This window comes from Mycobacterium scrofulaceum, assembly GCF_002086735.1.
In the GTDB taxonomy this organism is placed as follows: domain Bacteria; phylum Actinomycetota; class Actinomycetes; order Mycobacteriales; family Mycobacteriaceae; genus Mycobacterium; species Mycobacterium scrofulaceum.
Genome location: NZ_MVIJ01000028.1, coordinates 47,066 through 65,899 on the forward strand (window position 1 = coordinate 47,066; position 18,834 = coordinate 65,899).

The following is an 18,834-nucleotide window of genomic DNA, read 5'->3' on the forward strand; positions in this document are numbered from 1 at the left end:
TAGATCGTGGCCGAGATCTCCGAAGAAGACCTGGACGGGCTATCCGAATTCGCGCTCCTGGCCGAGAACGCCGAGCAGGCGGGCGTCACCGGTCCGCTGCCCGACGTGCGCCGCGTCGAGACGGGCACGGGGGCGAGCAAGATCAGCGCGCTGCGCTGGGGCGCCACTGCACCGCGGATCGTCTTCCTGCACGGCGGTGGGCAGAACGCGCACACCTGGGACACCGTCATCGTCGGCCTCGGCGAGCCCGCACTGGCCGTGGATCTGCCCGGCCACGGCCATTCGGGATGGCGCGAAGACGGCGACTACTCGCCGCAGATCAACGCCGACGCCCTGCTGCCGGCGGTGCGCGAGCACGCCCCCGGCGCCGATCTCGTCGTCGGCATGTCGCTGGGCGGGCTGACCGCGTTACGGTTGGCCGCGGTGGCGCCCGAACTCGTGAACGAACTCGTCCTGATCGACGTCACGCCGTCGGCGCTGCAACGGCACTCGGAGATGACCAAGGAGCAGCAGGGCACGGTCGCGTTGATGCACGGCGAACGGGAATTCCCCAGCTTCCAGGCCATGCTGGACCTGACGATCGCCGCGGCCCCGCACCGCGAGGTGAAGGCGCTGCGCCGCGGCGTCTTTCACAACTCACGCCGGCTGGACAACGGCAACTGGACGTGGCGCTACGACGCCATCCGCAAGTTCCCGGATTTCGACGTCCTGTGGGACGACGTGGATACGCTGTCCGCGCCGATCACCCTCATCCGCGGCGGCAAGTCAGGATTCGTCAGCGACGACGACGCGACCGAACTGAGCCGCCGCACAAAGCATTTCCGTACCGCACACGTCGTCGAGAATTCCGGCCACTCCGTGCAAAGCGACCAGCCCCTCGCCCTCATCGATCTGCTGCGCCGGGTGCTCGACGGGCGGTGAGCCTACGGTGGTCTCATGAGCCCTGATCTGCCCGTCCGCATCGGCGTGCAACTGCAGCCCCAGCACGCGCCGCAATACCGCCAAATCCGTGACGCCGTGCGCCGCTGCGAGGACATCGGCGTCGACATCGCCTTCAACTGGGATCACTTCTTCCCCCTCTACGGCGACCCCGACGGCGCGCATTTCGAGTGCTGGACCATGCTCGGGGCCTGGGCCGAGCAGACCTCGCGCATCCAGATCGGCGCGCTGGTCACCTGCAACTCCTACCGGAATCCCGAGTTGCTGGCCGACACGGCCCGGACCGTCGACCACATCAGCGACGGCCGGCTCGTGCTCGGGATCGGTTCGGGCTGGAAGCAGAAGGACTACGACGAGTACGGCTACGAATTCGGCTCCGCGGGTAGCCGCCTGGACGACCTCGCGGGCGCGCTGCCCCGGATCAAGTCCCGGCTGGCCAAACTCAATCCGCCGCCGACGCGCGACATCCCGGTCCTCATCGGCGGCGGGGGCGAACGCAAGACGTTGCGTCTGGTCGCCGAATACGCCGACGTGTGGCACAGCTTCACCTCCGCCGACGAATTCCCGGCGAAGTCGGAAGTTCTGGCCCGGCACTGCGCCGACGTCGGGCGCGACCCTGCGGACATCGAACGCTCGGCCGCCGTCCCGGACCGCGGCGCGCTGGTCGACAATGCCGAAAACCTCGTCGGCCTGGGCGTCACGCTCCTGACCGTGGCGTGCGACGGTCCCGATTACGACCTCGGCGCCGCGGAAGCACTGTGCCGCTGGCGGGATAGTCGGTAAAGCCGTCTCCGCCATTTATCGGCCAAACACCGGAAAGTACGAGCCCACTCGTGAGAAACTTCTCGCGCTAGCTGGCCGCACCGGGTTTGAAAGAGACTCAACAACGAATGCCGAAGAAATACGGGGTCAAAGAAAAGGACCTGGTTGTTTCGCACATCCTTCACCTCTTGCTGACGGGGAAGTTACGCACCGGCGACCGCGTCGATCGCAATGAGATCGCGCTCGGGCTGGGAGTAAGCCGCGTCCCCATTCAAGAGGCGTTGGTCCAACTCGAACACGACGGCATTGTCTCCACCCGTTATCACCGGGGAGCGTTCGTCGAGCGGTTCGACGAAGCCACCGTCCTCGAGCATCACGAGCTCGACGGCCTGCTCAACGGCATCGCGTCCGCGCGCGCAGCCACCAGTCCCACCCCGCGGATCCTGGGCCAACTCGACGCCCTGATGCGATCGCTGCGCACCGCCAAGGATTCGCGGGCGTTCTGTGACCTCGCCGACGAGTACCGGCGCACCATCAACGACGAATACGCCGGACCGCGGTTGCATGCCACGATCCGCGCCTCGCAAAACCTCGTCCCCCGGGTCTTCTGGCTCATTTATCAGGGCGGCCGCGACGAAGTGCTGCCGTTCTACGAGGACGAGACCGCCGCGATCCACCGGCGTGATCCCGAGGCCGCCCGGGCCGCCTGCGTGGGTCGCTCCTACCTGATGGCGCAGACCATGCTCGCCGAACTTTCCAGGCGCAGGGTGTTCACCCCACCCGACGACGTCGCCCCCATGATGCCCGGGCGGCTCGAGGTACTCGCCGACGCCGAAACCGTCGACGTGGAGCCGCTGGCGATCTAAGCCGGGCGCTCACCCGACGAAGCCCCCGGCCGGTCGATACGGTGGCAGGGATGAACGTGCGCGTGGACGGACGCACCCAGCGCCGCGGAAGGCTGTTCGGACTGGCCGCGACGACGGTGTTGGTGTGCGGCATGGCATTAGGCGGGCTGGCCGCGCCCGCCGGCGCCGACTGGAATCAATGCGCGCCGGCCGGATTGGACAGCGCCCGGGCCTTGCCCAAGGATCTGACCGAAAACCGGCCTACTCCGCAAGAAGACCCGGACACCACGAACTCCGTCGAACCGCTCACGTCGGTCGATGTCGGCGCCCTGGGCCTCGGCACGCCGGGCGTCCTCACGGTGGGCACGCTGTCGGACGCCCCGCCCAACGTCTGCATCAACCCGACCGGTGAGTTCAGTGGCTTCGACAACCTGCTGCTGCGCGCCGTCGCCGACAAGTTGCACCTGCAGCTGCGCTTCGTCAGCACCGACTTCTCCGCGCTGCTGGCGCAGGTGGCTTCCCGGCGGTTCGACGTGGGCTCGGCGTCGGTGAAAGCCACCGACGAGCGCCGCCGCACCGTCTCGTTCACCAACGGCTACGACTTCGGCTTCTACTCCCTGGTGGTGCCCCCCGGCTCGCCGATCCACGACTTCGGCGACCTGGTGGCCGGCCAGCGGATCGGCGTGGTCCAGGGCACCGTCGAGGAGTCCTACGTCGTCGACACCCTGCATCTGCAGCCGGTGAAGTACCCCGGCTTCGCCACGCTGTACGCGAGCCTCAAGACGCGGCAGATCGATGCGTGGGTGGCGCCCGGCACCCTTGCCTCGACCGTCATCCGGCCCGGCGATCCCGCGGTGACCGTCGCGAACACTTTCAGCCCAGGCAATTTCGTGGCCTACGCGGTGGCCAGGGAGAACCAGCCGCTGATCGATGCGCTGAACTCCGGGCTGGACGCGGTCATCGCCGACGGCACCTGGGCGAAGCTGTACTGCCAATGGGTGCCGCGGACGTTGCCGCCGGGGTGGAAACCGGGGTCGAACGCCGCGCCCGTTCCCCACCTGCCGGACTTCGCCGCGATCGCCGCGAGCCAGCATCGCGCCGCCGCCGGTCCTTCCGCGCCGAAGTCGACGCTCGCCCAGCTGCGCGACTCGTTCTTCGACTGGGAGATGTACCGGCGGACCATCCCCGTCCTGTTGACGACGGGGCTGCCGAACACGTTGATCCTGACCAACAGCGCCATCGTGATCGGCCTGGCGCTGGGGATGGTGCTGGCCATGGCGGGCATCTCGAACCGGCGATGGCTGCGCTGGCCGGCGCGGGTGTACACCGATATCTTCCGCGGCCTGCCCGAAGTGGTCATCATTCTGCTCATCGGCATGGGCGTCGGACCACTGGTCGGCGGATTGACGAACAAGAATCCGTACCCGTTGGGGATTGCGGCGTTGGGCTTGATGGCGGCCGCCTACATCGGCGAAATCCTGCGTTCCGGGATTCAAAGTGTCGACCCCGGCCAGTTGGAGGCCTCCCGCGCGCTGGGATTCAGCTATCCGACCGCGATGCGGCTGGTAGTGGTGCCGCAAGGAATACGGCGGGTGCTGCCCGCGCTGGTAAACCAGTTCATCGGGTTGTTGAAGGCCTCCGCGTTGGTGTACTTCCTTGGCCTCATCGCCGATCAGCGAGAGCTCTTCCAGGTGGGCCGGGATTTGAACGCCCAGACCGGGAGCCTGTCGCCGCTGGTGGCCGCCGGCCTCTTCTATCTCATATTGACCATCCCGTTGACGCATTTGGTCAACTACATCGACGCTCGCCTGCGCCGCGGGCGCAGTACCGCTGACCCGGACGACGGTTCCGACCTGCTCGCGACGACGTTCGGCCAGGAGATCACGTGAGCGATCCCGCCGCCGGCCACCGGTCAGTCTCGTTGGCCGCCAGGGACATTCATCAGACCTTGGGCGGAAACAAGGTGCTGCGCGGCGTCGACTTCGAGGCTCCGGCGGGTACCACCGTCGCCGTCATCGGGCCGTCCGGCTCGGGCAAGTCGACGCTGCTGCGCACCCTGAACCGCTTGCACGAACCCGATAGCGGCGACATCCTGCTGGACGGCCGGTCGGTGTTGCGCGACGATCCCAACGAGCTGCGCCAGCGGATCGGCATGGTGTTTCAACATTTCAACCTTTTCCCGCACCTGAGCGTGCTGAAAAACGTGGCGATGGCGCCACGCAAGTTGCGGCGCCTGGCCGCCGACGAGGCGCGCGACCTGGCGCTGGCGCAATTGGACCGAGTTGGGCTGAGACACAAGGCCGATGCACGGCCCGGGATGCTGTCCGGCGGCCAGCAACAACGCGTCGCCATCGCCCGCGCGCTGGCCATGGCCCCGCAGGTGATGTTTTTCGACGAGGCCACCTCGGCGCTGGATCCCGAAATGGTCAAGGGAATTCTGCAACTCATTGCCGATCTCGGGGCCGACGGCATGACGATGATCGTCGTCACCCACGAAATGGGCTTTGCCCGCTCGGCATCCGACACCGTTGTTTTCATGGACCGCGGCAAGGTCGTGGAATCCGGGCCTCCGGAGCAGATTTTCGAAGCCGCGCGGACCGAGCGTTTGCAGCGATTTCTGTCTCAAGTGCTTTGACCGCCGCACCGCCGTTCACTACTCGCCAGTAGGCGTAGCTATCTTGTCCGCGCCTGATATCACGTTAGACTCCCCGTTTATGGCGGACAGCGAATCCACCTCGGCCGACGTGACCGAGCTTGCGGAGGGGTTACACCGTGCGCTGTCCAAATTGTTTTCGATTCTGCGGCGTGGGGACCCGAGCGGCACCGCGGCAGCGGGTGAGCTGACCCTGGCGCAGCTGTCGATCCTCGTCACCCTGCTGGATCAGGGGCCGATTCGGATGACCGACCTGGCGGCCCACGAACGCGTGCGGACGCCCACGACCACCGTGGCGATCCGCCGGCTGGAAAAGCTGGGGCTGGTGAAACGCTCGCGCGACCCGTCCGACCTGCGGGCGGTGCTTGTCGACATCACCCCGCGCGGGCGTGCCGTGCACGGTGAGTCATTGGCCAACCGGCGCGCTTCCCTGGCGGCGATGCTCAGTCAGCTCCCCGCATCCGACCTCAGCACCCTGATGCAGGCGCTGGCGCCGCTGGAGCGGCTGGCCTCCGGAGAACCGGCGTCCGGCCCCGCAGGCGAGCCTCCGGCGTGCAAAGAAGCGTGAAACCGACGCATCTGCAACGGCTTTCGCGACGCACGTAGACTGCAGTACATGCCCACTGCACTCATCACCGGCGCCGGTGGCGGCATCGGCTCCGCGATCGCCACGGCGCTGGCCCCCACCCATACCGTGCTGCTGGCCGGCCGGCCTTCGGACCGCCTCGACGCCGTCGCCGAGCGGCTCGGTTCGACGACCTTTCCGCTGGACCTGACCGACCCGGGTGACATCGAGGCCGCCTGCGAGATCGTGGACGAACTCGACGTCCTGGTGCATAACGCCGGGGTGTCCATTCCGGGTCATGTGGCGGACTCGAATGTCGACGAGTGGCGTGCCACCTTCGCGGTCAACGTGTTTGGACCGGTGGAACTTACGCTGGCGCTACTGCCGGCGCTGCGGCGCGCTCACGGTCAGGTGGTATTCATCAACTCCGGTGCGGGACGCAACGTTTCCCCCGGCATGGCGTCCTACTCGGCCAGTAAGTTCGCGTTGCGCGCCTTCGCCGATTCGTTGCGCGCTGACGAACCAGATCTTCGGGTGACGACGGTGTACCCCGGGCGCACCGACAGCGAGATGCAGCGCGAACTCGTCGCGTTCGAGGGCCGCGCGTATGACGCCGCCAAGTTTCTCAAGCCCGAAACCGTCGCCACCGCGGTCGCCAATGTGGTGGCCACGCCGCCGGACGGCCACGTCCACGAGGTGGTGTTGCGGCCCACAGGCCGCTGACCGGCCGACCGCTACACCACCAGGTTGACCAGCCGTCCGGGCACCACGATCACCTTGCGCGGGTTGGCGCCCGCCAAAAACGCCTGCACCTTTTCGTCCGACAACGCCGCGGCCTTGAGGGTGTCCTGGTCGGCGTCGGCGGCCACCACCACCCGCCCTCGCACCTTGCCGTTGACCTGAACCGGGTATTCGACGCTGTCGTCGACCAGGTAGGCGGGATCGGCCTGTGGGAACGGGCCGTGCGCCAGCGACGTGCTGTGGCCCAGCCGCAGCCACAACTCCTCGGCCATGTGCGGGGCCAGCGGGGCGAGCATCAACACCAGCGGCTCGACCGCCGCCCGCGGCACCGCGTCGCGATGCTCCTTGGTGAGGTGGTTGGTGTATTCGATCAACTTGGCCGCCGCGGTGTTATTCCGCAGTGCGGCATAGTCTTCCGAGACCCCCGCGATGGTGCGGTGCAGCACGCGCAGGGTCGCGGTGTCGAGCTCCCGTTCCTCGGCCATGTCGACCACCCGTGTCTTGCCGGTCTGCTCGTCGACGACCAGCCGCCAGACCCGCTGCAGGAAGCGATGCGCCCCGACGACGTCTTTGGTAGCCCATGGCCGGGAGGCCTCCAACGGGCCCATCGACATCTCGTACACCCGCAGCGTATCGGCGCCGTATTCGTCGCAGATCTCGTCGGGTGAGATCGAATTCTTCAGGCTCTTACCGATTTTGCCGAATTCCTGGAAGACTTCGATCTCGCCGCCGGGGCCCGGGTAGTAAAAGCGGCCGTCGCGTTCGACCACCTCGTCGGCCGGGACGTACGACCCGCGCGAGTCGGTGTAAGCGAAGGCTTGGATGTAGCCCTGGTTGACCAGCCGGCGGTACGGCTCCCGCGAGCTGATGTGGCCGAGGTCGTAGAGAACCTTGTGCCAGAACCTCGCGTACAGCAGGTGCAGCACCGCGTGTTCGGCGCCACCGACGTACAAGTCGACGCCGCCGGGGTCCTGCGGGCCGTGCTCCGCGGGCCGCGGGCCCATCCAATAGGCCTCGTTCTCCTTGGCGCACAACCGTTCAGAGTTGTGCGGGTCGGTGTAGCGCAGTTCGTACCAGGAGCTGCCCGCCCACTGCGGCATCACGTTGGTGTCGCGGGTGTAGGGCTGCAGGCCGTCGCCGAGGTCCAGTTCGACATGCACCCAATCGGTTGCCTTGGCCAGCGGCGGCGACGGCTCGCTGTCGGCGTCGTCGGGGTCGAAGAGCACCGGCGAATAGTCGGGCACGTCGGGCAGTTCAACCGGCAGTGCGGTCTCGTCGAGCGCGTGTGCGCGTCCGTCGCTGTCGTAGACGATCGGGAACGGCTCACCCCAGTAGCGCTGCCGGGCGAAAAGCCAGTCCCGCAGCTTGAACTCGATGCGAGCCTTGCCGCGGCCCTCCGCCTCCAAACGGGCGGTGATCGCTTCCTTCGCCGCCGAGACGTCCATACCGTCGAGGTAGCCGGAGTTGACCAGCACACCGTCACCCGGGTAGGCGCCCTGCGAGATGTCGCCGCCGGCAATCACTTCCACGATCGGCAGGCCGAGCTCATGGGCGAAGTCCCAGTCGCGCTGGTCGTGACCCGGAACCGCCATGATCGCACCGGTGCCGTATCCGGCCAACACGTAGTCGGCGATGAAGATCGGCACCGGCTTGCCGTTGGCGGGGTTGGTGGCGTAGCTGCCGAGAAAGACGCCGGTCTTCTCCCTGCTCTCCTGGCGCTCGAGGTCCGACTTGGCCGCGATCGCCCGCCGGTAGGCGGCGACGGCCTCGCCCGGACTGTCGGCGCCGTAGGTCCACCGCGGGTCCGTACCGTCCGGCCAGCTCGCCGCGACCAGCCCGTCGACCAGCTCGTGCTCGGGGGCCAGCACCAGGTAGGTGGCCCCGAACAGGGTGTCGGGCCGCGTGGTGAACACCTCGATGTCGACCGTCGCCCCGCTGGTGGTGGCGGCCGAGAACAGCGCCCTGGTCCCGGTCGAACGGCCAATCCAGTTGCGCTGCATGGTTTTGACCGGTTCCGGCCAGTCCAGCAGATCCAGGTCGTCGAGCAGCCGATCGGCGTAGGCGGTGATGCGCATCATCCACTGCCGCAACCGTTTCCGAAACACGGGAAAGTTGCCGCGGTCGCTGCGCCCGTCGGCGGTGACCTCTTCGTTGGCCAGCACTGTGCCCAGCCCCGGACACCAGTTCACCATCGAGTCCGCGCGGTAGACCAGTCGGTGACCGTCGATCACGTCGGCCCGCTCCCCCGCCGACAACGTCGCCCAGTCGCGGCCGTCCTCGAGGCGCCGCGCGCCGGAGTCGAATTCGGCAACCAACTCGGCGATCGGCCGGGCCTTGCCGGCCGCGGTGTCGAACCAGGCGTTGTAGATCTGCAGGAAAATCCACTGCGTCCACTTGTAGAACTCGACGTCGGTGGTCGAAAAGCTGCGGCGGCTGTCGTGCCCGAGGCCCAGCCGGCCCAGCTGACGCCGAAAGTTCACGACGTTGGCCTCGGTGCGGGTGCGCGGATGCGTTCCTGTCTGCACGGCGTATTGCTCGGCGGGCAGCCCGAAGGAGTCGAAACCCAACGCGTGCAGAACGTTATGCCCGGTCATCCGGAAATACCGGGCGTACACGTCGGTGGCGATGTAGCCCAGCGGGTGGCCGACGTGGAGCCCCTCGCCCGAGGGATACGGAAACATGTCCTGCACGAACAACTTGTCGGCGGGGACCGGGGTCCCATCCGTTGGCGCCAACGAACCGACCGGGTTGGGCACGTTGAACGTGCCGAGCTTCGCCCAGTTCTCCTGCCACGTGCTCTCGATACGGCCCGCCAGCGCCGCCGTGTAGCGATACGTCGGCGCGTCGGAGTCGGCCTGAACGGCACCGGGTTCGCGGTCGGCGGCCGTGGTCGGGGATTCGGTCACCTGAACAGGGTATAAGGGCGGTCTGCGGCCGGCCGCCGGCCACAGGATGGTCTCGGTTCCGTTGCGCACCGATCAGGGGTTCATCCCAGCTCTATTTCGGCCCTGTTCACCGCCTTTGACCTGTAGTTACAGTCGGCCTCTAACTTCTGGCAGTGCGCCACTGGAAGGACCGACGCAGATGATCGAGATCGTCCCCGCCCACCGTGCGCTCCTCGGGGGATTGGTCGCCGGCCTGATCGGCATGGCGGTTGTCACGGGCGCGCAGGCATCGGCGGATCCATCGCTTCCGGCGCCGTCGCCCGTTCCCGCCATCCCGGCGCCCGCGCCGCAGAACGTCACCGCCGTGCCGGGTCAGGCGCCTCCCAACAGGCTCCTCGCCACCCCTCCCGCGTCGAATCCCGTTGTGTCGCCGACGGCTCCGGGCGCTCCCGTCCCTGCCGCGGTCGCACCCGCCACGCCGGTGGCGCCCGCGGTCACGCCCGCCGCCTCGGGGACGATCCGTGAATACCTGCAGTCGAAGGGGGTCAAGCTCGAGGCGCAAAAGCCGCAGGAGCTCAAGGCGCTCGACATCACCTTGCCGGTGCCGGCTCGCTGGACTCAGGTGCCCGATCCCAACGTGCCCGACGCGTTTGCGGTCATCGCCGACCGGCAGGGCAGCAGCATCTACAGCTCGAATGCCCAGGTGGTGGTGTACAAGCTGGTCGGCGACTTCGACCCGAGAGAGGCCATCAGCCACGGCTACGTCGACAGCCAGAAGCTGCTCGCCTGGCAGCCCACCAACGCCTCGATGGCCGATTTCGGCGGCTTTCCGTCGTCGGTCGTTGAGGGCACCTACCGCGACGGCGACATGACGCTGAACACCTCGCGCCGCTACGTCATCGCCACCTCCGGGCACGACAAGTACCTGGTGTCGCTCGCGGTGACCACCGATCGGGCGGTGGCCGTGGCCGACGCGCCGGCCACCGACGCCATCATCAACGGCTTCCGCGTCACCGTGCCCGGGGCCCCGGTTCAGCCGCCCGCGCAAACCCCCGCGGCCTCGCCGGTCGGCCTCCCCGCGCCGGCCGCTCCGGCCGCGCAGCCGCCGGTCACCGCTCCGGTCGGGCAGTTACCGGCTCCTGCCCCGGTCGCGCAGCCGCCCGCGGTGGCGCCGCTGCGTCAGACCTCGGCCACGGCTCCGGTGGTTCTTCCCGCCGCGCCCATGCCCAGCCACCAGCCCACCCCGAACCTGTTGGCCCTGGTTCCGGGCCTGCCGCCGCTGCCCAACTTCTCGTTTCTCCAGCACTAGGCCCGCGTCCGGGCGCCCCGGAGCCCACTGAGCGGCCCGGCGCCCGGGCTCGTATTGTGAGGCCATGCTGATTGCGGGCGTCCTGTGCATGTGTGCGTCGGTGGCCTCCGCCGGGTTCGGAACATGGTCGCTAGCGCGCACCCAGAATGGTGAACCCGCCGCGTTGGCGCTGCGGTCCGTGGCCCCGGCGCAACTGGCGGCGGCGATCATGCTGGCCGCCGGCGGTGTGGTGGCGCTGGCAGCTCCCCCGCACACCGCATTGGTGGTGTTGATCGTCTGTGTGGCCGGCGCCATCGGAACGCTGGCCACCGGGTCGTGGCAGAGCGCCCGCTTCGCCCTGCAGCAAGAAGCCGCCGCACCCGGTTGTGCGGGCGCTTGCGCCGGCTGCACGCAGTCCTGCCACTGACGTCCGGCGCGGGCACCGGCGCGTCGGCGACTGCGCTAGTTGCGGCTGAGGTCGATCGGGTGGGTGGCCAGCAGCGACAGCGGCAGCGGCTGACGGCGCAGCACCTGGCTCCACAGATCGGACCGCGGCCCGACGAGAACGTCGGAGGGCAACGCGGACAAGACAATCCAATCGTCGCGCTCGATTTCGCCTTCCAGCTGGCCGATGGTCCAGCCGGAGTAGCCCGCGAAGATCCGCACCCCCTCTACCAGGGGCGCGATCGTGTCGGGGTCGGCATCGAGATCCACCATCACCACCCGCCCGGCCACATGCCGCAGGCCGGCGACACCCTGCGGGTCGGCGCCCACCCGCAACGCCGCCAGGCACAGCGCCGCGTCCCGCTTGACCGGGCCGCCGATGAACATCGTCTTCGGCTTGGCCGCAAGTTTGGTCCACTGCGGCAACACGTTGTACACCGCGGTCTCGCTCGCGCGGTTGAGCACCACGCCCAACGTCCCTCCGTCGTTGTGCTCGACGATGTAGATCACGCTGCGCCGGAACGTCGGCTCGAAGAGATCGGTGTTGGCGAGGAGCAACGTGCCCGCGCGCACCCGCTGCGCGGCCGGCGCGACATAGTCCTCGGGGTCCTCGGGCGGCGGCACCTCACCATCATCGCATCCGGCGCTCGCCGTCCGGGGGAATCAAGCGCGGGGCGTAAATATTTGTACTGTGGGTACGGCGGCTCCGACCGTGACGAGCTTGCTGGCCCCTCTCCTGGAAGTCGGTTTCGTGATCCAATCCCGGATGCAGTCAAGCGCACCCGCCGAAATATGGCAGTCGGTGCGCGGTTTGCCAGACTTCTGGCGGCTGCTGCAGGTGCGCATGGCGAGCCAATTCGGCGACGGCCTGTTCCAGGCTGGTCTGGCCGGGGCGCTGCTGTTCAATCCGGACCGCGCCGCCGACCCCATGGCGATCGCGCGGGCGTTCACCGTGCTGTTCCTGCCGTACTCGCTGCTGGGACCGTTCGCGGGGGCGCTGATGGACCGTTGGGACCGGCGGCTGGTGATCGTCGGCGCCAACGTCGGCCGCCTCGTCCTGATCGCCGCGATCGGCACCATCCTGGCCGTCCGGGCCGGCGACCTGCCGTTGTTGTTGGGCGCGCTGTTCGCCAACGGTTTGGCGCGGTTCGTCGCGTCCGGGCTGTCGGCGTCGCTGCCGCACGTCGTGCCCCGCGAACAGGTGGTGACGATGAACGCCTTGGCCAACGCGTCGGGGGCCATCGCCGCCTTCATCGGCGCCAATTTCATGCTCGTGCCCCGATTCCTGGTCGGCGCGGGGGACAACGGCGCGTCGGCGATCATCTTCTGCACCGGGATCCCCGTGTCGATCGCCTTGCTGCTGTCGTTGCGGTTCGGCTCCCGCGTGCTGGGCCCGGACGACACCAAGCGGGCGATCCACGGACCGGTCTTCTACGCCGTGGTCACCGGCTGGCTACACGGCGCGCGCACGGTCGCGCAGCGGCCGACGGTGGCCGCCACACTGTCCGGTTTGGCCGCCCACCGCATGGTGATCGGCATCAATTCCCTCGTGGTCCTGTTGCTGGTCCACCACCTGAGCAACCCCGAAGCCGGGGGACTGGGCACCGCCCTGCTGTTCTTCGGTGCGGCCGGCCTGGGCGCGTTTGTGGCCAACGTGCTCACTCCGCCGGCGGTCCGCCGCTGGGGCCGCTACGCGACGGCGAACGGTGCGCTGGCCGCGTCGGCGATCATCGAGCTCGCCGGCGCGGGACTCCAGGTGCCGATCATGGTGGGGTGCGGATTTCTCCTCGGTGTGACGGGCCAAATGGTCAAGCTCTGCGCTGACTCGGCCATGCAGATGGACGTCGACGACGCCCTTCGCGGGCACGTCTTCGCCGTCCAAGACGCGCTCTTCTGGGTCGCGTTCATCGCCTCCATCACGGTGGCCGCCGCGTTGATTCCTCCCGATGGGCACGCGCCCGCGTTCGTGCTGGTCGGCTCCGCGCTGTACCTGACGGGCCTGGGCATGCACAGCTTCCTGGGCCGGCGCGGGGAACGGGTGAATAATCACGACCCGGCGGGGACGACCGACGAGCGGAGGCAATGATGGCGGGTCCCGAAGCGATCGTGGCTGACCTACGTGCCGAAAGCGACGACCTCGACGGCCTGGTCGCGCCGCTTCCGGCCGAGCGCTGGGCCGATGCGACGCCCGCGCCGGGCTGGACCATCGCGCACCAGGTCGGCCACCTGTTGTGGACCGACCGCGTCGCACTGACCTCCGTCACCGACGAAGCCGGTTTCGCCGAGGTACTCAAGGCCGCGGCCGCGGATCCGACCGGTTTCGTCGATGCGGGCGCCGAGGAAGTTGCGGCGCTGGCGCCGGCCGAGCTGCTCGCCGAGTGGCGGGTAACCCGCGGCCGATTGCACGACGAGCTGCTGGAGGTTCCCGCCGGGCGCAAGCTTCCCTGGTTCGGGCCGCCGATGAGTGCGTCGTCGATGGCGACGGCGCGGCTGATGGAGACCTGGGCCCACGGCCTCGATGTCGCCGACGCGCTGGGCGTCAAACGGGCCGCCACCGACCGCCTGCGGTCGATCGCCCACCTCGGGGTGCGCACCCGCGACTACGCCTTCGCGGTCCACAACCTGCCGGCTCCGGCCGAACCATTCCTGGTCGAGCTGCGCGGTCCCGGCGGCGACACGTGGAGCTGGGGGCCGAGCGACGCGGCGCAGCAGGTCACGGGTTCGGCCGAGGACTTCTGTTTCTTGGTCACCCAGCGGCGCCCACTGGCCGCTCTCGACATCACCGCGCATGGGCCCGACGCGCAGCGCTGGCTGGAGATCGCGCAGGCCTTCGCCGGCCCGCCCGGCGCCGGGCGATGAGCGCGTGGGACGCGCGAAGAGAGCCGGCGCCATCCGGCCACGCGCCGGGCGATGAGCGCGTGGGACGCGTTAGTGCAGTGGGCCGCCGTAACTTGCCCGGTTCTCGGCCTCGGCCTCTTCGCGCAGCGCCGAGATCGCCAGGTTGAGCCTGTCGGCCAGCTCCCCGTGGGCATATCCGGTCATGACGCCGGGATGCAGAGTCAGCTTGAGCAACCGCCCGTCGGAATTCGTCACGGCATAGATGTCGCCGAGGTCAACGCTGTAGGTGACGGCCTCGGCCTGGGCCACGAGGGCTTCCCACTTGTCGGCCGCCTCGCTGAGTTCGCGAAGAACTGATTCGACGAGGTCCTTGTCGCTGAGATCCGCGCGACCGCCCGAATCCGACACGTTCACAGTATCTTCGACCCCTCCTACCAGCGTCAATTCATCCTTGCGACTGATCGCCGCATGACGCCGCGGCCTATGAGTCGGGCGGCGGGGTGGCCAGTTTCTGATACCAAGCGAGGTGATAGTTCGCCGACACCCGGTCTCCGCTTGCGATGCCTTCGGTGGCCGCCATCAGCAGGCACTTCAGCAGAAGCGCGGGACTGACGGCCGGGTATTGGACCAGAAGTTGGTAGCGGGCCGTATCGAGGTGCACCCGCAGCACGTCGACCTCCTGGTCGATGATCATTGCGTCCGCCGCGGCCGCGTCCGCCAACCTCTGCACGATCCGGGGGAGTCCGTCGAATCGGCGGGTGGTCTCGCTCAGCACCCTGGCCATGTCGTCGATGGGGGGCAGCTCGCGGGGTTCCAACGACGATCTCGTCGCGGTGAAGTCCGCCGAGCGGCGCAGCGAATCGCCGGGGGAGTAGGTCACCAGCCGCGCCGCGCCGTCAACCAGCGCGGAGACCCTGCCCGTGCGCGGTTCGGGCTCCAATAACCGGACGCCCGCCGGGAGGTTGATGCCTGCCGGTATCCAACCGTGGGCGAGGTCGGTGACCAAGACGGTCGTGCCGTCCGGGAGGTCGCCCACCGCCCAATTCAGCCGCGACTCTTGACGGACCACGAACTCTAGGAGCCGGTTCAGCCGGTCGACCTCCAGACCCGTTGCGCCCGAGTTCTTTTCATCCCGTCTCGGGATGGCGGGCTCACTGGTCGGCGCCGGTTCGGGCTGCGCCACCGGCTCGGGCTGCGCCACCGGCTCGTCGGCCACCGCGTGGTGGCGGCCGCCGTCGGGTTGGCCCGGACCCGGGGCGGCCGCGGGCTCGGCCGGTTCGTCAACGACGGGTTCCACCTCGGTGATCGCCGGGAGGACCTGCGTCTCCTCCACCGAAGCCGCCGCGACGGGTTCTGGCTGCGCGGCAGGCGGCGCCTGGTGTTGCGCGGGTGCCGTCTCGTCGACGACGGGCTCGACCTCGGTGATCGCGGGAATGACCTGCGTCTCCTGCAGCGAAACCGCGGCGATGTCGCCGGCTGGTTCCAAGGGGGCGGCCGCCTCCTCGAGCACGGGCTCGAATTCCGTGATCACTGGAATGACTTGGGTTTCCTCCATCGAGGCCGACGAGTCGGCGTCGGTATGGGTGTCCGCTACGTGCTCGGGTTCAGCCGGCTGCTCCACCCCCGCGTGGTGCCGGCCGTTGGCGACAGGCTCCACGTCCGTCACGCGGGGGATGACCTGAGTTTCCTCAAGATCCGGGGCGGCGGCGGAAGGCGCGGCCGTGTCCTGCACCGCATCGTCGTGCCGAGCCGGCTCGGGCTGCTCCACTTCGTCCTGCCGAACAATCGGAGCCGGCTTGTCGGCCACTCGCCAACGCGGCTTCCGGGCGCCCCATCCGGGCGCATGGGGGAGGGGTCCCGCCCCGGTCACAGCAGGTATGACTTGGGTCTGGTCCTCCGCCAGTGACCGCGGTTCAGCGAACTGGCGGCGGGAATAGCCGGCGGTTGCCCCGGCCAGCTCCGCATGCAGTTGGCGCATCGTCGATTCGACCCGCCGCACCGCACATGCACGCGCCTCATCGATGAGGCGGGCCTCTTCCGCCTGACGGGGCAAATCGGCCAACCCCGCGCGTTTGATCATCTTCAGCTGCTCATTGGCATTCTCGACGATCCGCTGCAGATCGGTCTTCAGATACTCTGCGAGCGTGGCGTTTTCGGCGGTGATCGTCGACAGCTCGGCAGGCCACAGACCACCGATCACCCACGGGGTGCAATCGATGGGAGAGCTGAAGGCCGGCATCGCCAGTGATTCCCGGGTAGCTCTCCGGAGGCGCTGGCGCGCCGTCATCCGACCGAAGATCGCCACCGGCTAAGCGTACCGGTATCTGGCGGATAGCTTCTTCGGTCAGTGAATTGTGCGGCTGGGACGGCCTCGGTAGCGTGAGCATATGGCTGAATCTGCGCTGCAGCAGCAACTCGACGAGGTGCGTGCCCTGCTCGCCCGGGCACGAGAGTTGTTCGGCCCCAATCCCGTAGAGCCGCCCACCGACATCGCGCCGGATTCGGAGGCAACCAAGACCTGGCTGCTGTAGGTGCTAGATCACGCGGTGGCGCCGGCGCAGCTTGTGCGCCAGCAGCTTCTCGATCGCCGCATCGAGGTCTCGCGGGGTCGGCACCTCGGCCGACGGGGTATGTCCGGCCGCCACGATCTCGTCCCGGATCTCCAGCAACGCCTTGAGGCACGACACGTCGGCGGTCAGCAAAATGCCTCGTGCCAGCGTCTCCGCGTCGGTTTCCATCGCCTCTTCACTCAACGCAACGCTGTGCATGTATCCGCCGCGGCAGGAGCGGACGAGGATGTGTCCACTCGGGTGAACGGTGTCGAAAGCGGGGTTGGCGTCCGTCATCGACCGCGGTCAGCGATGCCGCCGAGGTTGCGCGCCGCATCCTGCTCGTGCTCTTCCCACATCGTCGCCGATGCCGCCAGCTTGTCCGCGAGGTCGGCGTGGTCCGCGGCTTGCTGCTCGTAGCACTGGCGCCTCAGCTCGAGCAGTTCCCGCCCGGCGTCGCGCAGCTCGCCGAAGATGGGGCCCAGCGAATCCAGACTTTCCTGAATGGCCTCGTGCGACGACGGCACTGTGCGCAGGTATTCGGAGGTCTCCTGGTGCCGCGCGGCGGCCTGACGCAAGTGGCCGGGCACCACATGGATCGAATCTGCCATCCGCTCCTCCTCTTCACGGCCGCCGGCCAGACCGGCGAGATCACTATTGTCAGGTGGTCGACGAGGTCGCCGGCCGCGTGGGTGTCGGTGGGTCGGGCTTCGCCGGCACGGCCGCGGCCGGCGGATGCTCCCAGCCTAGAAAGCTTGGCCCGTTCACGGCGGCGATGTCTTGAATTTGGCCATCGAGAAGGGCCCTGCCCGGGCCCAGGGCAAGGGCATGCCGGTCGACGAACATCCCGATATCGGCCGGAGCCACGCGCGCCGGGTCGATCGGCTCGGACACCGCGGTGCCCGGCGGCGGAATCGTTATTCCCTGCTGTTGGAAGGCATCTGGTATCGCCGCTCCGCCGACCGCCGCTTTGATCGCGGCCGCCAACGGCGGGCTGGCCGCCGTCACCGTCTCACCGTCGGGCAGGGTCACCGTTGTGGGACCGGCCGAAGGCGGTTGCTCCTCGGCCTTCGCCGCGTCTGTACCCGCGTCACCCGGTTCGTCTGACGACGCGTCGCCCTTGGGGTCCGGCTGATCCGCGGAGTCCAGCAGCCCTTCGTCATCGAGGCCCTGCAGCGCCGGATCCAGGTTGTCGCCACCTGGCACATCCGGCAACGGGAGCCCGCCGGGCATCGCGCCGAGACCGGGGAGCCCCGGAGCGAAACTGGGAATCGGCGGCGGTGCGGGAGCCATCGACGGCGCCGGTGCGGGTGCGCCGTCGGGCATGCCGACTGCCGGCATGTCCTCGCTTGCCAGGCTCGGATCGTCGGCCAGCAACGAATCCAGCAGCGGGTCCCAGCCGGAGTCGTCTGCGGTATCCGCGTCGGTGCCGACCGGCTGGGCCGACGGGCGTGCGCCGGGGCCGTCCGGTTGGCCCTTCGATGCGTCGTACAGCGAGGTCCATGCCGCCATCAGCGCCGATTTCGACGTGTCATCGAGGCTCGCGTTGAGGACCACCGCGCGAATGTCTCGGAGTTTGCCGATCAGGAAGCGCTGGAAGTCGCGCGCGCCGGCCGGAGTGTCGAGGTCCGAGCGCGTTCGCACTGCGGCTTCGGTGTCCTGCTGCAACTTGGTCAGCGCTTCGCTTCCTTCGACGGCATTGAGGTGGGCGTTCAAGATCGCCGTGATCACTTGCATGTCCAGCTGGGAGCTCACCGAATTCTGGTGTGCGAGCGCGGCTTCTGCGTGAGCGATCGCTTCTGCCGCCTCGCCCTTCTCCCGATCGGGTGGCGCGGGCACCGCACGAGGTTGCGGGATACGTTGCGGCTCCTCCATGCCCGGCGACAGTACCCAGGCCGCTTACTGCCGACAATTCACTGTCCCGGCAGGTTGTGGATGACACCGTAACCGCGCCTCAGCGGTCCCCGCCGGCGGCGTACTGGCCCCGAAGGCCCTCCAGGACAGCCTTTTTCGCTCGACTCAGGGCGCGCGCCTCCTCGACGACCGCGGTGATTTCGCGTTGTTTGGCCAGTAGAAATCTCTGGAACTCGCGGGCGCCCATGGGCGTATCGATGGCGAGGGCCGCTTGGTGCACGGTGGCATGATCGATCTGGTCGGCGATGGCGTCGAGCCGCCCGGCGCCCTCGCGCATTGCGGCGTAAGCGCTGTTGAGCGCCTCCGCCAGCACGCGGTCGGCGTCGGCGACCGTGCCGTGCTGGCCGGCCAATGCCGATTGCCGCGCCTGCATGGCGGCGACCGAGGGCCCGGCCTGTTCCGTCATCGGCT

Annotated in this window: 20 protein-coding genes; 12 read left to right on the forward strand and 8 right to left on the reverse strand. The window is 68.5% G+C overall.

Features of this window, described 5'->3' with window-relative positions:
* Positions 1-15 precede the first annotated feature (15 nt).
* The 7 genes from BST44_RS18070 (at position 16) to BST44_RS18100 (ending at position 6,487) form a co-directional block, all read left to right on the forward strand.
* On the forward strand, positions 16-921 hold the full coding sequence (locus tag BST44_RS18070) for an Rv0045c family esterase (RefSeq protein WP_439330737.1): 906 nt from the start codon (positions 16-18) through the stop codon (positions 919-921).
* A 15-nt stretch (positions 922-936) separates the two neighbouring features.
* Complete coding sequence (locus BST44_RS18075; protein WP_083178479.1) at positions 937-1,722, forward strand: LLM class F420-dependent oxidoreductase; 786 nt, start codon at positions 937-939, stop codon at positions 1,720-1,722.
* A gap of 107 nt (positions 1,723-1,829) precedes the next feature.
* A complete protein-coding gene (locus tag BST44_RS18080) occupies positions 1,830-2,567 on the forward strand; it encodes a GntR family transcriptional regulator (protein ID WP_083178480.1) in 738 nt (245 codons plus the stop codon).
* Positions 2,568-2,617: 50 nt separating this feature from the next.
* Positions 2,618-4,435, forward strand: a complete 1,818-nt coding sequence (locus BST44_RS18085) for an ABC transporter substrate-binding protein/permease (RefSeq protein ID WP_083178481.1) — start codon at positions 2,618-2,620, stop codon at positions 4,433-4,435.
* Positions 4,432-5,181: an amino acid ABC transporter ATP-binding protein gene (locus tag BST44_RS18090; protein WP_083178482.1), complete on the forward strand. Its 750-nt coding sequence runs from the start codon at positions 4,432-4,434 to the stop codon at positions 5,179-5,181. The genes BST44_RS18085 and BST44_RS18090 overlap by 4 nt, the downstream gene beginning before the upstream one ends.
* A gap of 79 nt (positions 5,182-5,260) precedes the next feature.
* Positions 5,261-5,767 carry a MarR family winged helix-turn-helix transcriptional regulator gene (locus BST44_RS18095; protein WP_007166968.1) on the forward strand — a complete coding sequence of 169 codons (507 nt, stop codon included), beginning with the start codon at positions 5,261-5,263 and terminating at the stop codon, positions 5,765-5,767.
* A gap of 48 nt (positions 5,768-5,815) precedes the next feature.
* Positions 5,816-6,487 carry an SDR family oxidoreductase gene (locus tag BST44_RS18100; protein ID WP_083178483.1) on the forward strand — a complete coding sequence of 224 codons (672 nt, stop codon included), beginning with the start codon at positions 5,816-5,818 and terminating at the stop codon, positions 6,485-6,487.
* 11 nt (positions 6,488-6,498) lie between these two features.
* On the opposite strand, the gene leuS is transcribed toward BST44_RS18100, so the two are convergent.
* Positions 6,499-9,411 (reverse strand): leucine--tRNA ligase, encoded by a 2,913-nt coding sequence (gene leuS / locus BST44_RS18105; protein WP_083178507.1) that lies wholly within the window; start codon positions 9,409-9,411, stop codon positions 6,499-6,501.
* A gap of 178 nt (positions 9,412-9,589) precedes the next feature.
* Between leuS and BST44_RS18110 the strand changes: the two genes are divergently transcribed.
* Positions 9,590-10,699 (forward strand): LpqN/LpqT family lipoprotein, encoded by a 1,110-nt coding sequence (locus BST44_RS18110; protein WP_083178484.1) that lies wholly within the window; start codon positions 9,590-9,592, stop codon positions 10,697-10,699.
* Between the two features lie 64 nt (positions 10,700-10,763).
* Positions 10,764-11,105: a hypothetical protein gene (locus BST44_RS18115; RefSeq protein ID WP_083178485.1), complete on the forward strand. Its 342-nt coding sequence runs from the start codon at positions 10,764-10,766 to the stop codon at positions 11,103-11,105.
* 35 nt (positions 11,106-11,140) lie between these two features.
* Here the strand turns inward: BST44_RS18115 and BST44_RS18120 are convergent, their stop codons facing one another.
* The gene (locus BST44_RS18120; protein ID WP_007166974.1) at positions 11,141-11,746 is read right to left on the reverse strand and encodes a YqgE/AlgH family protein; all 606 of its coding nucleotides are present in this window, start codon (positions 11,744-11,746) and stop codon (positions 11,141-11,143) included.
* A gap of 142 nt (positions 11,747-11,888) precedes the next feature.
* Here BST44_RS18120 and BST44_RS18125 point away from each other — a divergent pair, with 142 nt between their 5' ends.
* Both BST44_RS18125 and BST44_RS18130 read left to right on the forward strand, forming a co-directional pair.
* Complete coding sequence (locus tag BST44_RS18125; protein ID WP_083178508.1) at positions 11,889-13,208, forward strand: MFS transporter; 1,320 nt, start codon at positions 11,889-11,891, stop codon at positions 13,206-13,208.
* Positions 13,208-13,981 carry a TIGR03084 family metal-binding protein gene (locus BST44_RS18130; RefSeq protein WP_083178486.1) on the forward strand — a complete coding sequence of 258 codons (774 nt, stop codon included), beginning with the start codon at positions 13,208-13,210 and terminating at the stop codon, positions 13,979-13,981. Before BST44_RS18125 ends, BST44_RS18130 begins: the two co-directional genes overlap by 1 nt.
* A 69-nt stretch (positions 13,982-14,050) precedes the next feature.
* Here the strand turns inward: BST44_RS18130 and BST44_RS18135 are convergent, their stop codons facing one another.
* Positions 14,051-14,374: a DUF2710 family protein gene (locus BST44_RS18135; RefSeq protein ID WP_208619831.1), complete on the reverse strand. Its 324-nt coding sequence runs from the start codon at positions 14,372-14,374 to the stop codon at positions 14,051-14,053.
* Between the two features lie 67 nt (positions 14,375-14,441).
* Positions 14,442-16,265: a DUF5631 domain-containing protein gene (locus BST44_RS30980; RefSeq protein ID WP_083178487.1), complete on the reverse strand. Its 1,824-nt coding sequence runs from the start codon at positions 16,263-16,265 to the stop codon at positions 14,442-14,444.
* A gap of 82 nt (positions 16,266-16,347) precedes the next feature.
* Between BST44_RS30980 and BST44_RS30460 the strand changes: the two genes are divergently transcribed.
* On the forward strand, positions 16,348-16,491 hold the full coding sequence (locus BST44_RS30460; RefSeq protein WP_167380222.1) for a hypothetical protein: 144 nt from the start codon (positions 16,348-16,350) through the stop codon (positions 16,489-16,491).
* 3 nt (positions 16,492-16,494) lie between these two features.
* Here the strand turns inward: BST44_RS30460 and BST44_RS18145 are convergent, their stop codons facing one another.
* From BST44_RS18145 to BST44_RS18160, 4 genes are all read right to left on the reverse strand, one after another.
* Positions 16,495-16,806: a DUF2694 family protein gene (locus BST44_RS18145; RefSeq protein WP_083178488.1), complete on the reverse strand. Its 312-nt coding sequence runs from the start codon at positions 16,804-16,806 to the stop codon at positions 16,495-16,497.
* Positions 16,803-17,120, reverse strand: coding sequence for an ESX-1 secretion-associated protein (locus BST44_RS18150; protein ID WP_083178489.1), 318 nt, complete (start codon positions 17,118-17,120; stop codon positions 16,803-16,805). The genes BST44_RS18145 and BST44_RS18150 overlap by 4 nt, the downstream gene beginning before the upstream one ends.
* Positions 17,121-17,169: 49 nt before the next feature.
* Entirely contained in the window at positions 17,170-18,384 is a 1,215-nt protein-coding gene (locus BST44_RS18155) for a DUF4226 domain-containing protein (RefSeq protein WP_142274558.1), read from the reverse strand.
* 79 nt (positions 18,385-18,463) lie between these two features.
* Positions 18,464-18,829: a DUF4226 domain-containing protein gene (locus tag BST44_RS18160; RefSeq protein ID WP_083178491.1), complete on the reverse strand. Its 366-nt coding sequence runs from the start codon at positions 18,827-18,829 to the stop codon at positions 18,464-18,466.
* Positions 18,830-18,834: the final 5 nt, after the last annotated feature.